The 16,359-nt window shown below is 73.6% G+C and carries 12 protein-coding genes; 3 read left to right on the top strand and 9 right to left on the bottom strand.

Going from position 1 to position 16,359, the window contains the following annotated elements; genetic code table 11:
- A partial coding sequence (locus VGT06_10110; GenBank protein HEV8663476.1) for a diadenylate cyclase occupies positions 1-1,157 on the bottom strand: 1,157 nt, incomplete at its 3' end.
- 101 nt (positions 1,158-1,258) lie between these two features.
- Here VGT06_10110 and VGT06_10115 point away from each other — a divergent pair.
- Genes VGT06_10115 through VGT06_10125 form a run of 3 tightly spaced genes read left to right on the top strand, consistent with a single transcriptional unit; the run spans position 1,259 to position 3,197 of the window.
- Entirely contained in the window at positions 1,259-1,951 is a 693-nt protein-coding gene (locus VGT06_10115) for a PilZ domain-containing protein (protein ID HEV8663477.1), read from the top strand.
- Complete coding sequence (locus tag VGT06_10120; protein HEV8663478.1) at positions 1,882-2,802, top strand: c-type cytochrome; 921 nt, start codon at positions 1,882-1,884, stop codon at positions 2,800-2,802. The genes VGT06_10115 and VGT06_10120 overlap by 70 nt, the downstream gene beginning before the upstream one ends.
- A 29-nt stretch (positions 2,803-2,831) precedes the next feature.
- Entirely contained in the window at positions 2,832-3,197 is a 366-nt protein-coding gene (locus VGT06_10125; GenBank protein ID HEV8663479.1) for a cupredoxin domain-containing protein, read from the top strand.
- Positions 3,198-3,203: 6 nt separating this feature from the next.
- On the opposite strand, the gene VGT06_10130 is transcribed toward VGT06_10125, so the two are convergent.
- The 8 genes from VGT06_10130 to VGT06_10165 form a co-directional block, all read right to left on the bottom strand.
- Positions 3,204-3,818 carry a peptidylprolyl isomerase gene (locus VGT06_10130; GenBank protein ID HEV8663480.1) on the bottom strand — a complete coding sequence of 205 codons (615 nt, stop codon included), beginning with the start codon at positions 3,816-3,818 and terminating at the stop codon, positions 3,204-3,206.
- A gap of 52 nt (positions 3,819-3,870) precedes the next feature.
- Positions 3,871-5,946, bottom strand: a complete 2,076-nt coding sequence (locus tag VGT06_10135) for a PBP1A family penicillin-binding protein (protein ID HEV8663481.1) — start codon at positions 5,944-5,946, stop codon at positions 3,871-3,873.
- Positions 5,943-6,719 (bottom strand): response regulator, encoded by a 777-nt coding sequence (locus VGT06_10140; GenBank protein ID HEV8663482.1) that lies wholly within the window; start codon positions 6,717-6,719, stop codon positions 5,943-5,945. The genes VGT06_10135 and VGT06_10140 overlap by 4 nt, the downstream gene beginning before the upstream one ends.
- A 233-nt stretch (positions 6,720-6,952) precedes the next feature.
- Positions 6,953-11,398, bottom strand: a complete 4,446-nt coding sequence (locus tag VGT06_10145) for a GAF domain-containing protein (GenBank protein ID HEV8663483.1) — start codon at positions 11,396-11,398, stop codon at positions 6,953-6,955.
- A gap of 8 nt (positions 11,399-11,406) precedes the next feature.
- Positions 11,407-12,351: a TAXI family TRAP transporter solute-binding subunit gene (locus VGT06_10150; protein ID HEV8663484.1), complete on the bottom strand. Its 945-nt coding sequence runs from the start codon at positions 12,349-12,351 to the stop codon at positions 11,407-11,409.
- A gap of 84 nt (positions 12,352-12,435) precedes the next feature.
- The gene (locus VGT06_10155) at positions 12,436-12,879 is read right to left on the bottom strand and encodes a thioesterase family protein (protein ID HEV8663485.1); all 444 of its coding nucleotides are present in this window, start codon (positions 12,877-12,879) and stop codon (positions 12,436-12,438) included.
- 69 nt (positions 12,880-12,948) lie between these two features.
- Positions 12,949-14,127 carry a serine/threonine-protein kinase gene (locus tag VGT06_10160; GenBank protein HEV8663486.1) on the bottom strand — a complete coding sequence of 393 codons (1,179 nt, stop codon included), beginning with the start codon at positions 14,125-14,127 and terminating at the stop codon, positions 12,949-12,951.
- 9 nt (positions 14,128-14,136) lie between these two features.
- Positions 14,137-16,350, bottom strand: a complete 2,214-nt coding sequence (locus tag VGT06_10165; protein HEV8663487.1) for a VWA domain-containing protein — start codon at positions 16,348-16,350, stop codon at positions 14,137-14,139.
- Positions 16,351-16,359: the final 9 nt, after the last annotated feature.

Consider the following 16,359-nt stretch of genomic DNA (forward strand, 5'->3'; position numbering starts at 1 on the left):
GGGTCGGTCCCGACCACCTCCACCCCCGCCGGGACGTTGACGTCCGCACGCCCGACCGCAACGAAGTTCGTCCCCCGCTCCGTCCCCCCCAGATCCACCGTGGCCCGGAGGGTCTCCCGGTTCATGCTCCCGAGCACCGCCCGGCTCCCCCGCAGGCGGACCTCCAGGGACGTGGCGGGCCGACCGCTCAGCGTAAGCGACTCCGGGATGTTGCGGTACTCGACCGGGATGCGGAGCCCCTCCTCGACCTTCTGCGCCCCGCCGAGGTAGACCCAGAGGGCCGTGACCACAACGAGCGACCCCACCTTGAGGGGCCAGCGGCGCAGGAGCAGGGCCCCCCAGGCCATGGGTGCCGGCATCCGCCGCTCCGGCGTCCCGAGGAGCACCCGCAAACGCTCCACCGCCTCCTCCCGCGAGAGCCCCGACCGATAGGTCCCTCCGGTCATCAGGGTGACCTCCCCCCGCTCCTCGGAGACCGCCAGGGAGACGGCGTCGGTCTCCTCGGTCAGCCCCAGGGCGGCCCGGTGGCGGGTCCCGAAGTGGGGGGGGAGATCCTCCCGCCGGGAGAGGGGGAGCATGCACCCCGCGTGGGTGACCCGGGTCCCGTCGATGACGACGGCCCCGTCGTGCAGCGGGGAGGCTGGCGTGAAGAGGCTCTCCAGGAGGGGGGCCGTGACCTCCGCCCCGAGGGGCGTCCCGAGGCGGACGATCTCGTCCAGGCGGGTCCCCCGCTGGAAGACGATCAGGGCTCCGATCCGCTGCCGGGCCAGGTGGAAGGCCGCCCGGACCACCTCCCCGAGGTGGTCGGTGGGCGGCCTCCCCCACCCGGTCAGCCAGCGAGCCGGGCTCACCCGCTCGAGAGTGTGGCGGAGCTCCTGCTGGAAGATGACGACGAGGACGAGGAGGATGACGGCCCAGAGGTTCTGGAGGAGCCAACTGCTCAGGATCAGCTCGGCCTCGCGCGCGAGGAGGGTGAAGAGCCCGACCACCCCGAGGCCGGCCAGGGCCTGCACGGCGCGCGTCCCCCGGAACAGCACCATGAGGTGATAGAGGATGGTGCTGATGAGAAGGATATCGAGGACATCCTGCCAGCGGAGGTTCCCGAAGATCTCGGCCATGGCGCCCCCATTGTACCCGGCGGCGGGGGCGCGCGCCACCCGCGTGCCGGTGCCTCCCCGTGCCCCGGACGCGGCGGGGGTTTTCCGCCGGAGCCCGGCCACGGGTGTGCTACACTGCGGCAGCCTTCGGGGGGGAGGGGATGGGGGAGGAACGCCGCCGGCACCGCCGGTACACGCTGGAGCTCCCCGTCCGGTGCCGCGTGGAGGAGCCGGCGGGGGGACCGTCCCAGAACCTCCCGGGCCACACCCTCAACCTGAGCGAGGGGGGGCTGGCACTCGTCCTGCCGACTTCCCTGGCCCGCGGAACCGAGGTGACGCTCCTGCTGGACCTGCCGGAGGGCCCCGCGGTCGTCGAGGCAACGGTTGTCTGGGTCGGGCCCGTGGCCGAGGAGGAGGGAGGAGGGCGGCACGGCCTGCGGATCCGGGAGATGGCGCCGACCCACGAGGCGCGCTGGCGGCAGTTCCTGGTCCGGATGGCCTCCCAGGCCTACTCCCGCCGGCACGGGCGCCTGGGGGTTCGCCTCCAGATCCAGTGCGCCGTCGTGGGCCGGCCGCCGCGGGAGCTCAGAGGACGGACGGTGGATCTGAGCCCGGGCGGGTTGCAGCTCCTCCTGCCCGAGGCGGTCCCGGTGGGCACCCGCCTGCACCTGTCGCTCCAGGTCCCAATGGGCCCCCGGGCGCTGGAGGGGGAGGTGGTGTGGTGCGTACCGGCCGAAGGGGGGGAGCACCGGGTGGGGGTGCAGTTCCCGCAGCGCTCCTGGGGGTGGTCCTTCCTCCTGGATCTGGCGGCGCGGGAGGGCGCGGGGCCCGGGCAGAGCACGGACGCGGGCTGACGGGATCCCCGAGCCGACGGATCAGCAACCTCTCGCGGCGGCCGCGACCCCGGCTCATCTCCGTCCGGGCGGCGTGCGCGAGCCTGGCAGTCTCGCTCGCCCTGGCAGAGATCTCCCCGGCCCAGGCGCCGGAGGGCAAGCAGGTATACCAGGACCACTGCGCGGTCTGCCACGGCCCGAACGGGGATGGCAACGGCGAAGCCGCGGCGCGGCTCCAGACGAAGCCGGCCGACTTCACCGCAGGGCGGTACAAGTTCCGCTCCACCCGGAGCGGCGCCGTCCCCACCGACGAGGACCTGCTTGCCACCCTCGTCCGCGGAGTGCGGGGCACCGCCATGGTCCCCCAGCGGCACCTCGCGCTCCCGGAGCTCCGGGCAGTCGTCGCCTACCTGAAGACCCTCTCCCCGCGCTTCGCCGAGCCGGGATCCCCCCCGGTGCCCGTTCCCCCCGCGCCGGGGGTCACGCCCGAGCTGGTGGCGCGGGGGGTGAGGCTCTACCGGGCTTCGGGATGTCCCGAGTGCCACGGCGACGGCGGGAAGGGAGACGGACCCTCGGCCAGGAAGGGGATGAAGGACGCCCGCGACCTGCCCATCCTCCCCGCGGACCTGAGCCGGCGGCCGCTCAAGCGGGGCGCCGACCCGCGGGAGACCTGGAAGAGCATCGCCCTGGGCCTCGATGGGACCCCCATGCCCTCCTACGCCGACGCGCTGGAGCCGGGGGAGATATGGGCCCTCGTCCTCTTCCTGGAGTCTCTCGCGACGCCGGACCGGCGGGATCCCGAGGATCGCCTCCTCCCGGGGGAGGAGGCGCTGGGCGAGCAGATCGAGCGGGAGCATCGGGGCAGACACTGACCCGTCCACACGACCAGGGAGGGAATCCCATGAAGGCCAGCACAGCGATCGTCCTCGCCACCCTCCTCGCCCTCGGCCCGGCGGTACCTCTCGGCGCCGAGGGGGAGCGGGAGCTCCAGGCCGTCAACATCAACTACGAGGGGAACAACGTCTGGACGCCCGGTACCTTCGTGGTGAAGAAGGGGGAGAGGGTCCGCTTCAAGCTCTACAACCGGGTGAAGGCGGATCCCAACGTCCACGGCTTCGCGATCGACGAGTTCAACGTGAAGGTGGACGTGTACCGGGACAAGCCGGAGACCGTGGAGTTCGTCGCGGACAAGGCCGGGCTGTTCCGGATCTGGTGCCACCTGCACCCGGCGCACCTGCCGGGCCAGCTCCTGGTCCTGGAGAAGTAGGGGGGATCAGCGGGCCGCCGCCCCGCGGCTGATCAGGACCTCCTGCAGGAGGACCGGCTTGAGGGGCCGGTCCCGGGCATCGCGGGGCACGGTGCCGAGGGCCTGCACCACCTCCATCCCCTCCACCACCTCCCCGAAGACGCTGTGGCGCCCGTCCAGCCAGGGCGTGGCCCGGTGAGTGATGAAGAACTGGCTCCCGTTGGTGTTCGGGCCGGCGTTGGCCATGGAGAGGATCCCCGCCTTGCTGTGCTTCAGGTCCGGGTGAAACTCGTCGGCGAACCGGTACCCGGGCCCCCCCGTTCCAGTCCCCAGCGGATCGCCCCCCTGGATCATGAAGTTCGGGATCACCCGGTGGAAAACGGTCCCGTTGTAGAGGGGGCGCGTCACCTTCTGGCCCGTCTTGGGATCCGTCCACTCCTTGGTCCCCATCGCGAGCCCCACGAAGTTCGCCACCGTGCTCGGGGCCTTCTCCTCGTAGAGCCGGACCACGATGGCCCCCATGCTCGTTTTCAGGGTGGCGAAGAGGGGACCGGCTGCCTTCCCCGGCGCCTGGGCGACGGCCACGGCGGGCCCGGCCAGCGCCAGCAGCACTCCCCCCCACCACGCAAACGCCCCTGCCATCTTGCCCTCCCCCTCCCGGACCGGCCGGTCTGCCCGGACGGATCCTGAGCGCTCAGGGACTCCCTTCCGCCGCCGATCCTTCCCCCTCCTCGACCTCCTCCGGTTCCTCCTCCGGGACTTCGGCCCCCGGCGGCGGCCCCATCGCCTCCTCGCCCCGGAGGAACACCTCGTGGATCGCCCCGGGGCTCCCGGGCGGGACCGGCGCGCCGGTCAGGGCGTCCACGTCGAGGAAGAAGACCTCCTCGGGAACGGGAAAGGCGCTCGGGGGTCGCGACGCGAGCGCCCGTTGCATGAAGTCCGCCCAGAGGGGCGCGGCGAGGCGACCGGCCGTCTCGTGCGGCCCCAGGGAGCGGGGCGCATCGTAGCCCAGCCACACCCCCGCCGCCAGCTCTGGCGTATAGCCCACGAACCAGAGATCGGCCGCATCCTGGCTCGTGCCGGTCTTCCCCGCCGCCGGGCGGCCGAGGGCCTGGGCCTTCTGCCCCGTCCCCCGCTCCACGGCTCCCTGCAGGACCGAGGTGAGGAGGTAGGCGACCTCTTCCTTCAGCGCGGGCTGGATCGCGGGCCGGTATTCCTCCAGGAGGTCCCCGCCCGGCCCCTCCACCCGGACGATGCCGTGGGGGGCAGCCCGGCTGCCGCCGTTGGCCAACGCCGCGTAGGCGGAGGTCAGCTCCAGGAGGGTCACCTCCGAGACCCCGAGTGCCAGCGCGTACTCCCGGCGCAGAGGGCTCCGGATCCCCAACCGGCGGGCCACATCCAGGACGCTCTCCACGCCGATGCTTTCGAGGAGCCGAACGGTGGGAACGTTGATGGACTCCTCCAGGGCTTGACGGACCGTGACCTCGCCCCGGTAGAGCCGATCGTAGTTCTCGGGAGCCCAGGCCTCCCGTCGCTTCCCCAGCCCCTTCGGGTAGCGCACGGGGGCATCCGCGAGCAGGTCCGCCGCGCTGATCCCCCGCTCGAAGGCCGCGGCGTAGACGAAGGGCTTGAAGGCGGAGCCGGGCTGCCGGCGGGCGCGGGCTGCCCGGTTGTACTGGCTCCGCCCGTACGCGGTCCCGCCCACCATGGCCCGGATGGCCCCGGTGCCCGGCTCGAGGGCTACCAGTGCCCCCTCGAGGCCGGGCCCCTCCGGCCCCCCGCCCGGCGGGGCCGGAGGCTTGGCGCCGCGCCGCGGGGCAGCAGGGGCCAGGGCGGCGGCAGCGGCCGCGACCCCCGCCCGGACGGCCTCCAGGGCCTGCCCCTGAAGGCTCAGGTCGAGCGTGGTCGTCACCCGGAGCCCGCCGCGGGCCAGGAAGGCCTCCCCGTAGCGCTCCTCCAGGAGCTCCCGGACGTAATCCACGAAGTGCGGGGCGGTCCCCCGGCCCTTGAACAGCGGCGCCACCCGGACCGGCGCGGCCGCGGCGGCCTTGGCGGCCGGCTCTTTCAGAAAGCCCTCCGCCAGCATCCGCTCCAGGACATGGTCCCGCCGCGCCTTGGCGCGGGCGGGGTCCAGCAAGGGGGAGTACAGCGCGGGGGCGCGGATGAGCCCGGCCAGGAGCGCCGCCTCCGGAAGGGTGAGCGCCCGGACGGACTTGCTGAAGTAGGTCCGGGCCGCCGCCTCGGCCCCGTAGGCTCCATGCCCGAAGTAGACGGCGTTCAGGTACAGCTCCAGAATCTTCTCCTTCGCGTAGCGCTCTTCGATCTTCTGGGCCAGCCGGATCTCCTGCAGCTTCCGGGTGACGGTCCGCTCCGGGGTGAGGAAGAGCGTCTTGGCGAGCTGCTGCGTGATGGTGCTCCCCCCCTCCCGGAGGCGGCCCGCGGTCAGGTTGCTGAGGGCGGCCCGGGCCATCGCTCTCCAATCCAGGGCCCCGTGGCGGTAGAAGCGGGAGTCCTCGGTGGCGATGACGGCATCTCGCAGCACCCGCGGGATCCGGGCGAGGGGGACGAAGACCCGGTGCTCTTGGGTGAGGGTGGCGAAGGGCTCCCCGTCCTTGGACAGGAGCAGGGTGGGTTCCCCCGGCGCGAAGATATCGAGCCGCTCGAGCTCCGGAAGGTCCTCCCGCTCGGGCGCGGCGGCCGGAGGGGCGGCGGGGGCCGGGCTCGCCAAGGCGATCACCGCAGAGAGGGCCAGGGCCACGGCGCGCGTCATGCCTCCCCCTCGCCCTCGGCGACGGCGGTCTCCGCCAGGCCCTGGAGGAGCCGCGTCCAGCGAGCGGCGTCCTCGGGGGTCTGGGCCTGGAGGATCCGGAGGCCGTGTGGCACGTCGCCGGGGCGGCGGCCCGAGGAGGAGCCGCACCAGGAGACCGTCGCGCTCACCGCAACGGGGCCGGCCGGCGTTTCAACCCGGACGAGGATCGGCGTCATGACGGGGAACCGCTCGGGCAGGGTGCAGAAGAGGCCCCCGGCGCTGACATTCCCAGTGAACCCCCCCGCTTCCCGCCTCCGGGCCGTCCCGCCGGTGGCCCGGGCCGTCACGGGGTAGCGGGCGAAGTAGCGGCGAAAGTTGCGCTGGCGCCGCTCGGCCTCCGCGCGGTGGGGGAAGATTCTCGCCTGGCTCAGGGCCAACTCGACGATGCTGAGGAAGCGGCGCGCGTCGAACGGCTTGGACAGGCAGAAGGCGGCCCCGGCCCGGAAGGCCTGCTCGTTGAATTTGATCCCGTCGCTCGCCGTGAACATCAGGATCGGCGTCGCCTTCAGGTGCGGGTCCTCCTTCAAGAGCGCGCAGGCCTTGTACCCGTCCAGGCCCGGCATCATCACGTCCAGGATGATGAGGTCGGGACGCCGCTCCCGCGCCAGCTCCACCCCTTCGGACCCGTTGCTCGCGGTCACGACCTCGATCTCCCGGCTGCCGAGGATCTCCCGCGCCAGCTCGAGCACCCGCTCATCGTCGTCCACGACCAGGACCAGGGGATTCACCCGCACCGGATGCTCCTCGGAGTCTCGACGACCTGTCCGGCCGGCAGGCGCATGGGAGCCCCTGGTGTGCCCGAAAGAGGCTGAGGAGCATGAAGGCCCAGTAGGCCAAGCTGCTCGCCTCTCGGGCCATCCGCGCCCGCAAAATGACCTGGCCATCTTAGCGCAGGGGGAGGGGGAGGGACAAGGCCGGATCGGGCGGGCCCGGATCGGGGAGCCCCGGGGACGGGTGCGCGACGCGGTCAGGCGCGGGCGGCCTGGGGGACCCGGAGGGGAAGGGTGAAGGTGAAGGTCGATCCCTGCCCCTCGGCGCTCTGGAGGGTGAGCGTCCCCCCGTGCAGCTCCACCAGCCGCCGGGTGAGGGGCAGGCCGAGGCCGGTCCCCTGGACCTGCCGGGCATAGGCCGAGTCCACCTGCTCGAACTCCCCGAAGATCCGCCCCTGGTCCTCGGGCCGGATCCCGATGCCGGTGTCGGCCACCTCCACCTCCACCAGACTGCCGCCCTGCCGTCCCCGGAGCGTCACCCGGCCCCTCTCCGGGGTGAACTTGATCGCATTGCTGAGCAGGTTGTAGAGGATCTGCTTCAGCTTCGCCGGGTCCGCCTCGACGAGACCGACCTCCGACGCCACCTCGAGGCTCAGCTCGAGGCGCTTCCGGATGGCCTCGGACCGGACCAGGGTGAGGGCGTCCTCCAGCGTCTGGGGGAGATAGCACGGCTCGGGGTGGAGGACCATCTTGCCCGCCTCGATCTTGGAGAGGTCCAGGAGGTCGTTGATGAGGCCCAGGAGGTGCTTCCCGCTGGCGTGGATGCTCTCCAGGTACTCCACCTGCTTCTGGGTGAGATCCCCCACGTACCGGTCCAGGAGGACCTCCGAGAACCCGAGGATCGCGTTCAGGGGCGTCCGGAGCTCGTGGGACATGCTGGCCAGGAAGCGGGACTTCTGTCGCGAGGCCTCCGCCAGTTCCTTCGTCCGCTCCGCGATCCGCTGCTCCAGGGTGGCCGAGTGCTCCTTCAGGGACCGATAGAGGCGCGCGTTCTCGATGGCGATCGCGGCGTGGGCGGCGAAGATGCGGAGGAAGGAGCGGGTCTCCTCCGGGATCGGCCGCCGGGTCTCGGGGTTCCCGGCGGCGATGACGCCGATCGCCTCCCCCCGGGCCACGAGGGGGATGTTGGCGAAGATGCGGGCCCGCAGCGCCTTCAGATCCGCGTAGGGCGGGTGCAGGCGGATCCCCTCCGGGACCGGCCCCTCCCCGTTCCAGCAGACGTCTTCCTTTTCCAGGAAGGCGCGCGCGAGGCCGCCGCCGGCCGGACCGAGGGGAACGGCCAGCGACTCCAGCGGCTCCTCCCCTCCCCCGACCCGGGCCACGCAGCGGAGGGATGTCCGTCCCTCGTCCGGGAGGAAGATGTTGATCCAGTCGAGGGCGAGGATCTCGTGGGCCCCGCGCAGGACGTGGCCCAGCCGCTCTTCCAGCGAGGCCGCCTCCTGGATGGCGATGCTCAACCGGTGCAGCTCCTCCAGGTTCCGCCGGGACTCCTCCAGGTGCTCCGTGGAGCCCTTCAGCTCCGCGTAGAGGCGGGCGTTCTCCAGCGCGATGGCGGCGTGGCTCCCCAGGGAGGCGAGGAGATCGAGCTCGCCCGCGTCGAACCGGCGCGGGGTGCGGGTGAAGACCGCCAGCGTCCCCACCGCCCGGTCCCCCAGCAGGAGGGGGACCCCGGCGTAGGCCACGACGCCCTCGGCGGCCGCCCACTCCCGGTTCACGACCCGGGGATCGGTCCGGAAGTCCTCCACCACCAGGGGGGCCCGCGCCTCCAACAGGCGCCCCGAAACCCCCTCGCCGGGGCGGAAGGTTCGGGTGTGCCGCTTCGCCCCCAGGCGGAGGCCGTAGTCCGCCCGCTGGGTGAGGAGGCCGGTCGCGGGGTCCACGACCGCCAGCGTGGCGGCGTCGGCCCGGAAGAGCTCCACCGACGCCCGGACGATGCTCTCCAGGACCGCCTGGGCATCCAGGCTCGCCGTGACCGCCCGACTCAGCTCCGTGAGCCGGCGCAGGCGCTCCCCGGTCGCCCGGGCCTCCTCGAAGAGGCGGGCGTTCTCGATGGCGATGGCCAGTTGCCGGGCGATGGGGAGGAGGACCGGCAGCTCCCGGCGCGTGAAGGCGCCGGGCCGGGCGCTGCACAGGTTGAAGGTGCCGAGGGCCCTGTCCTTTGCCTGGAGGGGAATCGCCACCCAGGACCGGAGCCCCGCCTCGGCCAGGGAGCCGTCCTCGGCGAACCGCTCCCCCTCAGGCACGGCCAGGGTGTCCTGCCGGAAACAGGGCTCGCCCGTTGCGAGGGCGGAGGCGACCGCGGAGCCGGCGAGGGGGCGGGTGGTCCCCTCGGTGCCCGCCGGCGGTCCGACTCCCTTCACCATCAGCGTCGCGACGGCCTCCCCCCCCTCATCCACGAGGGCGATGCTCATCCGGTCGAAGGGGAGGAGCTTGGCCGTCTCCTCCGCGGCGATGTCGAAGACCTGACTCAGGTGCAGGCTGGAGGAGATGGTGCTGGCGATCCGGTTGGCCGCGCTGATCTGCTCCGCCCGGTCCTGGGCCTCGGTGAAGAGCTGCGCGTTCTCCAGGGCGATCGCGGCCTGCTGGGAGAACACCCGGAGCAGGTCCACGGTCTCGCGGGGGAGCGGGCGCCGGCTCACCTTGTTGTCCGCCACCAGGACCCCGATGGCGCGGCCCCGGGAGAGCAGGGGAAGCACCGCGAAGGCGCGGCTCCGGAACGATCGGATCGCGGCCGAGGGGCCCGGCATCCGGTATTCGGACGGGACCGGGCCCGGGCCCTCCCACACGACGTCCCGCGCCTCCCGGTAGGCGAGGGCGAGAACGCCCCCCTCGGCCGCGACGGGCACGCGCAGGGCTTCCAACGGGTCCTCTGCCACGCCGAGCATCGCGCGGCACTGCAGGTGGGTCCCCTCGGGGTCCGGGAGGAAAATGCCGATCCGGTCGAGGCCCAGCACCTCGTGCGCCCCCTCGAGGATCAGGTCGAGGCGCGCCGGGAGCGGGATCGCCTCCTGCAGCGCGATGGTGAGCCGGTAGAGTTCCGCCAGCCGCCGGTTCGTGTCGGCCAGGCGGGTGGTCGAGGCCTGCAGGTCGCCGTAGAGGCGCGCGGTGTCGATGGCCACGCCGACCTGGCCCCCCAGCACGCTCAGGAGCAGCAGCTCCTGGGGGGTGAAGGGGCGGGACTCGCGCCGGTAGACGCAGAGGAGCCCCACGGGGCCGGTCTCCCCCATGAGCGCGAAGATGGCGAAGGCCCGGAGCCCTTCCTCCCGCGCGTACAGTTCCCCGCCGCGCGGGTCGGCGGTGATGTCGGGGATGCTGATGTACTCCCCCCGCGACGCCGCCTCGCGAGCGAGCGGGCTGTCCTGCCAGCGGATCCGGGCCCGCTCGCGCACGAAGCGCTCCCCGCGTCCGCGGTGGGCGCGCAGGATGAGCTCATCGGTGGCCGGGTCCAGGACGCGGAACTGGCAGGCATCGACCTCGAGGATGCTGGTGACCGTCTCCAGGGCGGTCTCGAGAATCCGGTCCAGGTTGGGGGTCCGACTCACGGCGGTGATGACGGTGTTCACCGCCTCCAGCTCCCGATTCCGCTGACGGATCTCCCGGTCGCGGGTGAGGATCAGCTCCGCCATCCGCGTGAGCGCGGCGGCGAGCTGCGCGACCTCGTCGCTCCCGGGCACGGGGAACCCCTCCCCCAGGTCCTCGGGACGCGTCACGGCGCGCACCCGGGCGGTGAGCCGACGGATCGGCCGGGTGAGCCAGGTGCCCAGGCCGCCGGCCACGAGGGCCGCCACGAGCACCGCGAGCCCGGTCGCGAGGACGATCCGCCGCTGCAGCCGCGCGGCCGGCAGGTAGGCCTCCCCGGCGGTCTGCTGCACGGCCAGCGTCCAGCCCGTCCCGACGACCGCGGCGTACGCGCCGATGAGCGGCTCTTGTCCCGGGATCTCGAGCTCCCGGACCCCCCGGAGGACCAAGCGGGCGGCCTCCCGGGCCGCTTCGAGGTGCAGCCCCCGCTCCGCCGGCGGGTTCTGGTCGGCAGCCGCCAGGATCTCGCCCTCCCGGTCCACCAGGTAGAGGCTCCCGGTCTTGCCGATGCTGACCCCGCGCATCGCGTCCGCGACCTCGGTCAGCTCCAGGGTTCCCAGGAGGGCCCCCACCACCTCCCCTCCCGCCGCCCGGATCGGCCGGGCGATGCGCAGGATCGGCCGCGAACTCCCCCGGTCGCGGGTGAGGAGGGGGCCGATGGCATCGGCGTCCAGGGCGAGGCGGAGGGCCGGATCCTCCGCCACCGAGGCGGGGGCCCCGGTGAAGGAGGCCGCCACGACGTGGCCGGTCCGGTCCACGACCAGGAGACGCTCCAGCGTGAGGTGCGTCTCATCCAAGGCCCGCAGGGCCGGGCGGAGGCGGGCGGGGTCGCTCCCCGGGATCTCCTCCGCCAGCTCGCGGGCCTTCAGCTCCAGGATCTTGTCGGCTGTCCCCACGATCCGGGCGATCTCATCGGCCATCCGGAGGGCGATCTGCGCCGCCCCGCGCTGCAGTGCGGCGCGGAGGCTCTCGCGGCTCTGACTGAGCGTGAGCGTCCCCAGGTAGAGTCCCTGCGCCAGGAGGAGGCCGGCCAGGAGCAGGATGAGCTTAGTGCGGAAGGCCATGGATTGCCCTAGTTCCCCGCGGCGGCGAAGAAGCGCGCTGCGCCGGGATGGAGCGGAATCGCCAGGCCGCGGCGCGTCGCCTCGGGCGTGATGTCGGCGCCCCGGGGATGCGCCTGCCGCAGGTAGGCGAGATTGGCGAAGAGCACCCGGAGGACCTCCGCCACCGTCTCCTCCGGGAGGGCCGCCTGCCCGACGAGGAGGGCGGTGATGGCCAGCGTCCCGACGGGCTCGGGGGATCCGTAGCTGCCCGCCGGGAGGGAGGCCGCGGAGAAGAAGGGGTAGCGGCGCATCAGATCCTCGCGCAGCCTCCCGTCGATGGGGAGGATGCGGATCGGGACCCGCTTCGCCAGGTCCTGAATGACCCGGGTGGGGATCCCCGCCGTGATGAAGGCCGCGTCCAGGTTCCCCTGCTCGAGCTGCGTCATCGCCTCCTCGAAGGGGGCCTCCACCGCCCGGACCTCCCGCAGCACGCCCGCCGCCTCCAGGATCTGCCGAGCGTTGAAGGCGGTGCCGCTCCCCTGGGCACCGACCGCGACGCGCCGCCCCCGCAGGTCCGCGATGCCCCGCACTGACGCGTCCCGCCGGACGACCGCCTGGATGATCTCGGGGTACAGGGCCGCGAGGGCCCGGACCTGTCCGAGGACCCGGCCGGCGAAGGCCTCCTGCCCGTAGAAGGCGTAGTAGGCCACGTCCTGCTGGGCGATCCCGAGCTCCACGTCCCCCCGCTCCAGCCAGAGGAGGTTCTCGACGGACCCCCGGGAGGGAATCGCGCGAGCGGTCGTCCCCTCGAGGCTCGCGTTCAGGATGGCGGCGATGGCGGCCCCGATGGGGTAATAGGTGCCGCCGCTGGAGCCCGTGGCGATGGTGAGGGTCTTGAGGGGCGCGCCCCCCGCGGGGGCGAGGGGCAGGAGCAGGATGCCGAGCAAGAGGAGGAGGAATCGGCAACGCGCCATCTGGGTGCCCCGGGAGCGCGGACCATGTGGTAGAGAGGTGCGTCCCCCTACGGGAAGGCTAACCACTTGTCAGGACAGCAATTTCTATGCCAGGCGGGAGGGGCGCGGCGGAGGCTGGGGGACGGGAGGAAGGCGATCACGCAGGGCAGTCGGAAGGGGCCGCGGGCGTCCGCTGGCCGGCTCGATGTACGCGAGGACGGCCGTCCCCTCCGCGAGAAGGCTCCCATCGGCCGGTCGCGTGACCCGGTAGGCGAAGTGCAGGCTCGAGCCCCCCGCGGCGGTCAAGCGGGCCGTCGCCCGGAGCTCCTCGTAGAACCCGGCGGAGCGGTGGTAGCGGGTCTCGACCTGCGCCAGGACCGTCTCATCTTCCACGCGCCGGATCTCGTCGGGACCGAGGCCGCACGCGCTCCAGAAGGCGAAGCGGGCACGGTCGAAGTAGCGGGTGTAGTTGCCGTAGTACACCCTCCCCTGGGCATCGATGTCGGCATAGTCTACCCGGAAGGTGACGGCCGCCTCCGCCTCCCCCATGCCCCCTCCTCGCCCGGCCGACCGGGCCGGGCGATTGTACCCGGCCCCCCGAGCAAACGAAAGGGGAGGTCAGAGGGTCACGGCCACGAGGAGGGCCAGGGCTGCCGCCGCCGCGAGACCCCGCCGGCCCCGCAGGCGGACCGTGGTCCCCACCGTGAGGGACCCCCCGGTGCTCTGGATCCGCATCCGGGCCATGGGGGCCCGGTCCGGGGGGAGCGCCCCGGTGTCGAGACGGAGGGTGACGAGGGCAGTCTCCTCGTCGAAGCGGTCCGGCTCCGCCGTCAGCCACGACACGTCGAAGGTGATCCGGCCCCGATAGGTGGCACAGCCCAGGCTGGCGAGCGGGACGCGGTACTCGACCGCGCGGGCGGACCGCGTGGCCGTCAGGGTGAGGAGGCGCTCCCCCGCCGGGCCCACCAGCGGGCGCGTGACGGCCAGCCCGTCCCCGGCCGTCGCCGCGAGCGCGCGCTGGAGTGCCCGGCGCATCGCCACGGCGCTCCCGTACCGGCGGGCCGGGTCCGGCTCGAGCGCCCGCATGACGGCAACGGAGGTCTCCCGGCTGATCCGGGGGCTCACGCTGCGGAGCTCCGGGAAATAGAAGGGGCTTCGACTGGGATCGCGCCCCGTGAGGCAGGCGTGGAGCGTGGCCCCGAGGGCGTACAGGTCGGAGCGGAGATCGGTCTGTCCCCGCCCGTACTGCTCGGGCGCGGCGAAGCCGGGAGTCCCGAAGAGGAAGGTGTCGGCCAGCCGACCCGGGCGAAATTCCCGGGCGATCCCGAAATCGATCAGGACGGCGCGCCCGCTCGGGGTGACGATGATATTGGCCGGCTTCAGATCCCGGAAGACGACCGGGGGTTTCCGGAGGCTCAGGTAGTGGAGGGTCCGGCAGAGCTGCACCCCCCAGGAGAGGGCCCGGCGCTCAGACACCGGACCGTGGGTGCGAACCAGGGCCTCGACCGTCCGCCCGGGGACGAAGGTCATCACCAGGTACGCCCCCCGGGATGTGACGAAGGCGTCCAGGACCCGGGGGAGGCCCGGGTGTCGCAGGCGGGTCAGGATCCTCGTCTCCCGCCGGAACTGGTGCTGCGCGGCCTCCCGCTCCTCGCGGCTGGGGAACGCCTCCCGCACTTCCTTGATGGCCAGCGGCCGGCCGGGGGCGTCCACCGACTCCCCCAGCCAGACCCGACTCATGCCCCCCTCGCCCAGGAGGCGCAGCAGACGGTAGCGCCGGCGGCGATGCCTCCCCACGGGCGCCCCCTAGGCGGGCCTCCGTTCCCCATCCGACCCCGATCCGGACCCCTCCTCGAAGACGAAGGTGCTCCCGTCCACGGTCAGCACATCCCCGTCGCGCAGCAGGGCGCTGCCGCCCAGCGGGCGGTGGTTCAACCGCACGGTTCCCGCGCTCGCCTCCGTGGCGACGACGCCGGTCCCGGAGGGGCGGAGCGCCAGCGTCGATGCCCCCGCTTGCCCCACGGTGAGGCCCTCCGGCCCGAGGGCAAGCGTACGGGTCCCGCGCTGGGTCAGAAGGCTCACGGTCGGGCCCGCTGCCGGGGAACGCCGTCCGCCCGCCCCCAGCGTCACCAGGCCGGCCAGGGCGAGGGCGGAGAGGAGACCTCCCCACCACGACGGGAGCGCCGCCGCGCCCTCGAACAGGCCGGCATCCGGCCGGAGGTAGGCCCGCTCCGCAGCGGCGGCCAGGTCCTCGTGGGCCAGGCTGAGGCGGAGGTGGCGGAGGACCTCTCCCCCGCCGGCGCTTTCGAAGGTCAGGCGGTACTCGTGGCGGAAGGCAAACGCGACCGCCCGGTAGATCCCGACGAGGGCCGCCGGCCCCGGGGCCACGTGAAACGTCCCGCCGGTCGCCGTGGCCAGACGCTTCAGGTCCACCCGCCGGGCATCGGCCCCGAGGGCGATCGTGGTGAGAGAGACCTGGGCCTGAACCGCGGCGGCCCCGGCCTCCTCGGGGGTCCGGCGTCCCCGGGTCTGGATCCCGTCGCTCAGGACCACCACCGCCCGCCGGCCGGGCCGGCCCTCCAGGCGCTCCACGGCCATGCCGAGCGCGTCTCCGAGGGCCGTGTTGCCGCTCGCCGTGACCACGTCCAGCGCCCTCCGGAGAGCGGCCGGCTCACCGGTGAAGTCGCTCAGCTCGTGGACCGCCTCGTCGAAGGCCAGGAGGGCCACGCTATCCCCGGACTGCATCACCCCGATGTACTCCCGGAGGGCGGCCTGGGCCTGGGCCAGCTTCTCCCCCGCCATGCTCCCGCTCTTGTCGAGCAGCAGGATGACCGAGGCGCGGCGGCGGCCGCCCAGGGCCGCCAGCGGCGCGGCCTCCCGGATGACCCGGGGGTGCCCCTCCTCGAGGAGGCGCCAGCTTTCGGGCAGGATCCCCCGCACCGGCTCGCCCGCGGGACTCTCCACGGCAGCGTACAGGTGGACCCGGGGGAAGGGCGCCGTGTCCACCTGGGTGATCCGGAGCGTGGCGGCTCCTCCCTCCGCGGCGCGCGGTTCCCCGAGCAGGACGACGAACGCCAGCCCGACCCCGAGGCGCGCGACGAGGCGCCGCAGGAAGCGGGCGCGGGGGCGGACGGTCTCCGGGGCCCGCCCCGGTCGGCTCGACACGAGGAAGAGGGCGCTCCCGAGGCGCAGCAGGTCGCCATCGCGCAGGCTCGTCTTCCGGATGGGCCGGTCGTTCACCCAGATCCCCTCCTCCCCGGTCTTCTCGACGGTCACCCCCTCGCCATTCAGCCGGATCCGCCCATGCGCCACCCCCACCCCCTCCTGCCCCGAGAGGCAGATGTCACAGCGGTCATCCCGCCCGAGGGTCGTCACGGCCTTGACCAGGGGGTACTCGCGCCCCTTGAGGGGGCCCTTGACCACCCGGAGGCGGAGGGCGATGAGGATCTCTTCGGCGGCGGCGATGCCGGCCCCGGTGGCCGCCCCGAGGCAGCCCAGGGCGAGCGCCGCGCTCCCCCCGTGCCAGCCGGCCAGCGCCGCGAAGAGGAGGCCGCCCACGAACCCCCCGAGGCTGCCCCCCGCAGCCCCGTACCGGGCCCGACGGGCGGAGCGTTCCGCCACCCCGCCCGCAGCCCCGATCGTCGCCCCGAGCAGCGCCCAGCCCGCCGCAAGCCCGAGGGCGAGGCCCATCGCTTCGTGCCCCAGGAGGGCCTGGACCAGGAACCCCCCCAGCCGGGCGAAGAGGGCCCGTCCGAGCGCCGCCCCGGCGGCCCCACCGGCGAGCCCGAGCAGGAGGGCGAGGACCCCCCGCCGCAGCCCCCGGCGCCCTTCGCGGCCCCGGAGCGCTTCCACGCTCCCGAGGCCGAGGCCGAGGCCGCCTCCGGCGACACTCCCCAGGATCGCCTGCCCGGCGAGTCCGGTCCCTGCCGGACCCATCACGGCCGCCAGGGCGGGCCAGGTCATGAGGCCGGCCAGGAACCCGGCTGCGGCCAGGACCAGGATGCGCGCACGCAGCGACATGGTGAGCCT

It is taken from the genome of Candidatus Methylomirabilis sp., assembly GCA_036000645.1.
Lineage (GTDB): Bacteria > Methylomirabilota > Methylomirabilia > Methylomirabilales > JACPAU01 > JACPAU01.

Coding starts and splice junctions, on each gene's coding strand:
- VGT06_10155 (HEV8663485.1), bottom strand. CDS start 12,879: ATGGGGGAGGCGGAGGCGGCCGTCACCTTCCGGGTAGACTATGCCGAC.
- VGT06_10115 (HEV8663477.1), top strand. CDS start 1,259: ATGGGGGAGGAACGCCGCCGGCACCGCCGGTACACGCTGGAGCTCCCC.
- VGT06_10145 (HEV8663483.1), bottom strand. CDS start 11,398: ATGGCCTTCCGCACTAAGCTCATCCTGCTCCTGGCCGGCCTCCTCCTG.
- VGT06_10135 (HEV8663481.1), bottom strand. CDS start 5,946: ATGACGCGCGCCGTGGCCCTGGCCCTCTCTGCGGTGATCGCCTTGGCG.
- VGT06_10150 (HEV8663484.1), bottom strand. CDS start 12,351: ATGGCGCGTTGCCGATTCCTCCTCCTCTTGCTCGGCATCCTGCTCCTG.
- VGT06_10125 (HEV8663479.1), top strand. CDS start 2,832: ATGAAGGCCAGCACAGCGATCGTCCTCGCCACCCTCCTCGCCCTCGGC.
- VGT06_10165 (HEV8663487.1), bottom strand. CDS start 16,350: ATGTCGCTGCGTGCGCGCATCCTGGTCCTGGCCGCAGCCGGGTTCCTG.
- VGT06_10130 (HEV8663480.1), bottom strand. CDS start 3,818: ATGGCAGGGGCGTTTGCGTGGTGGGGGGGAGTGCTGCTGGCGCTGGCC.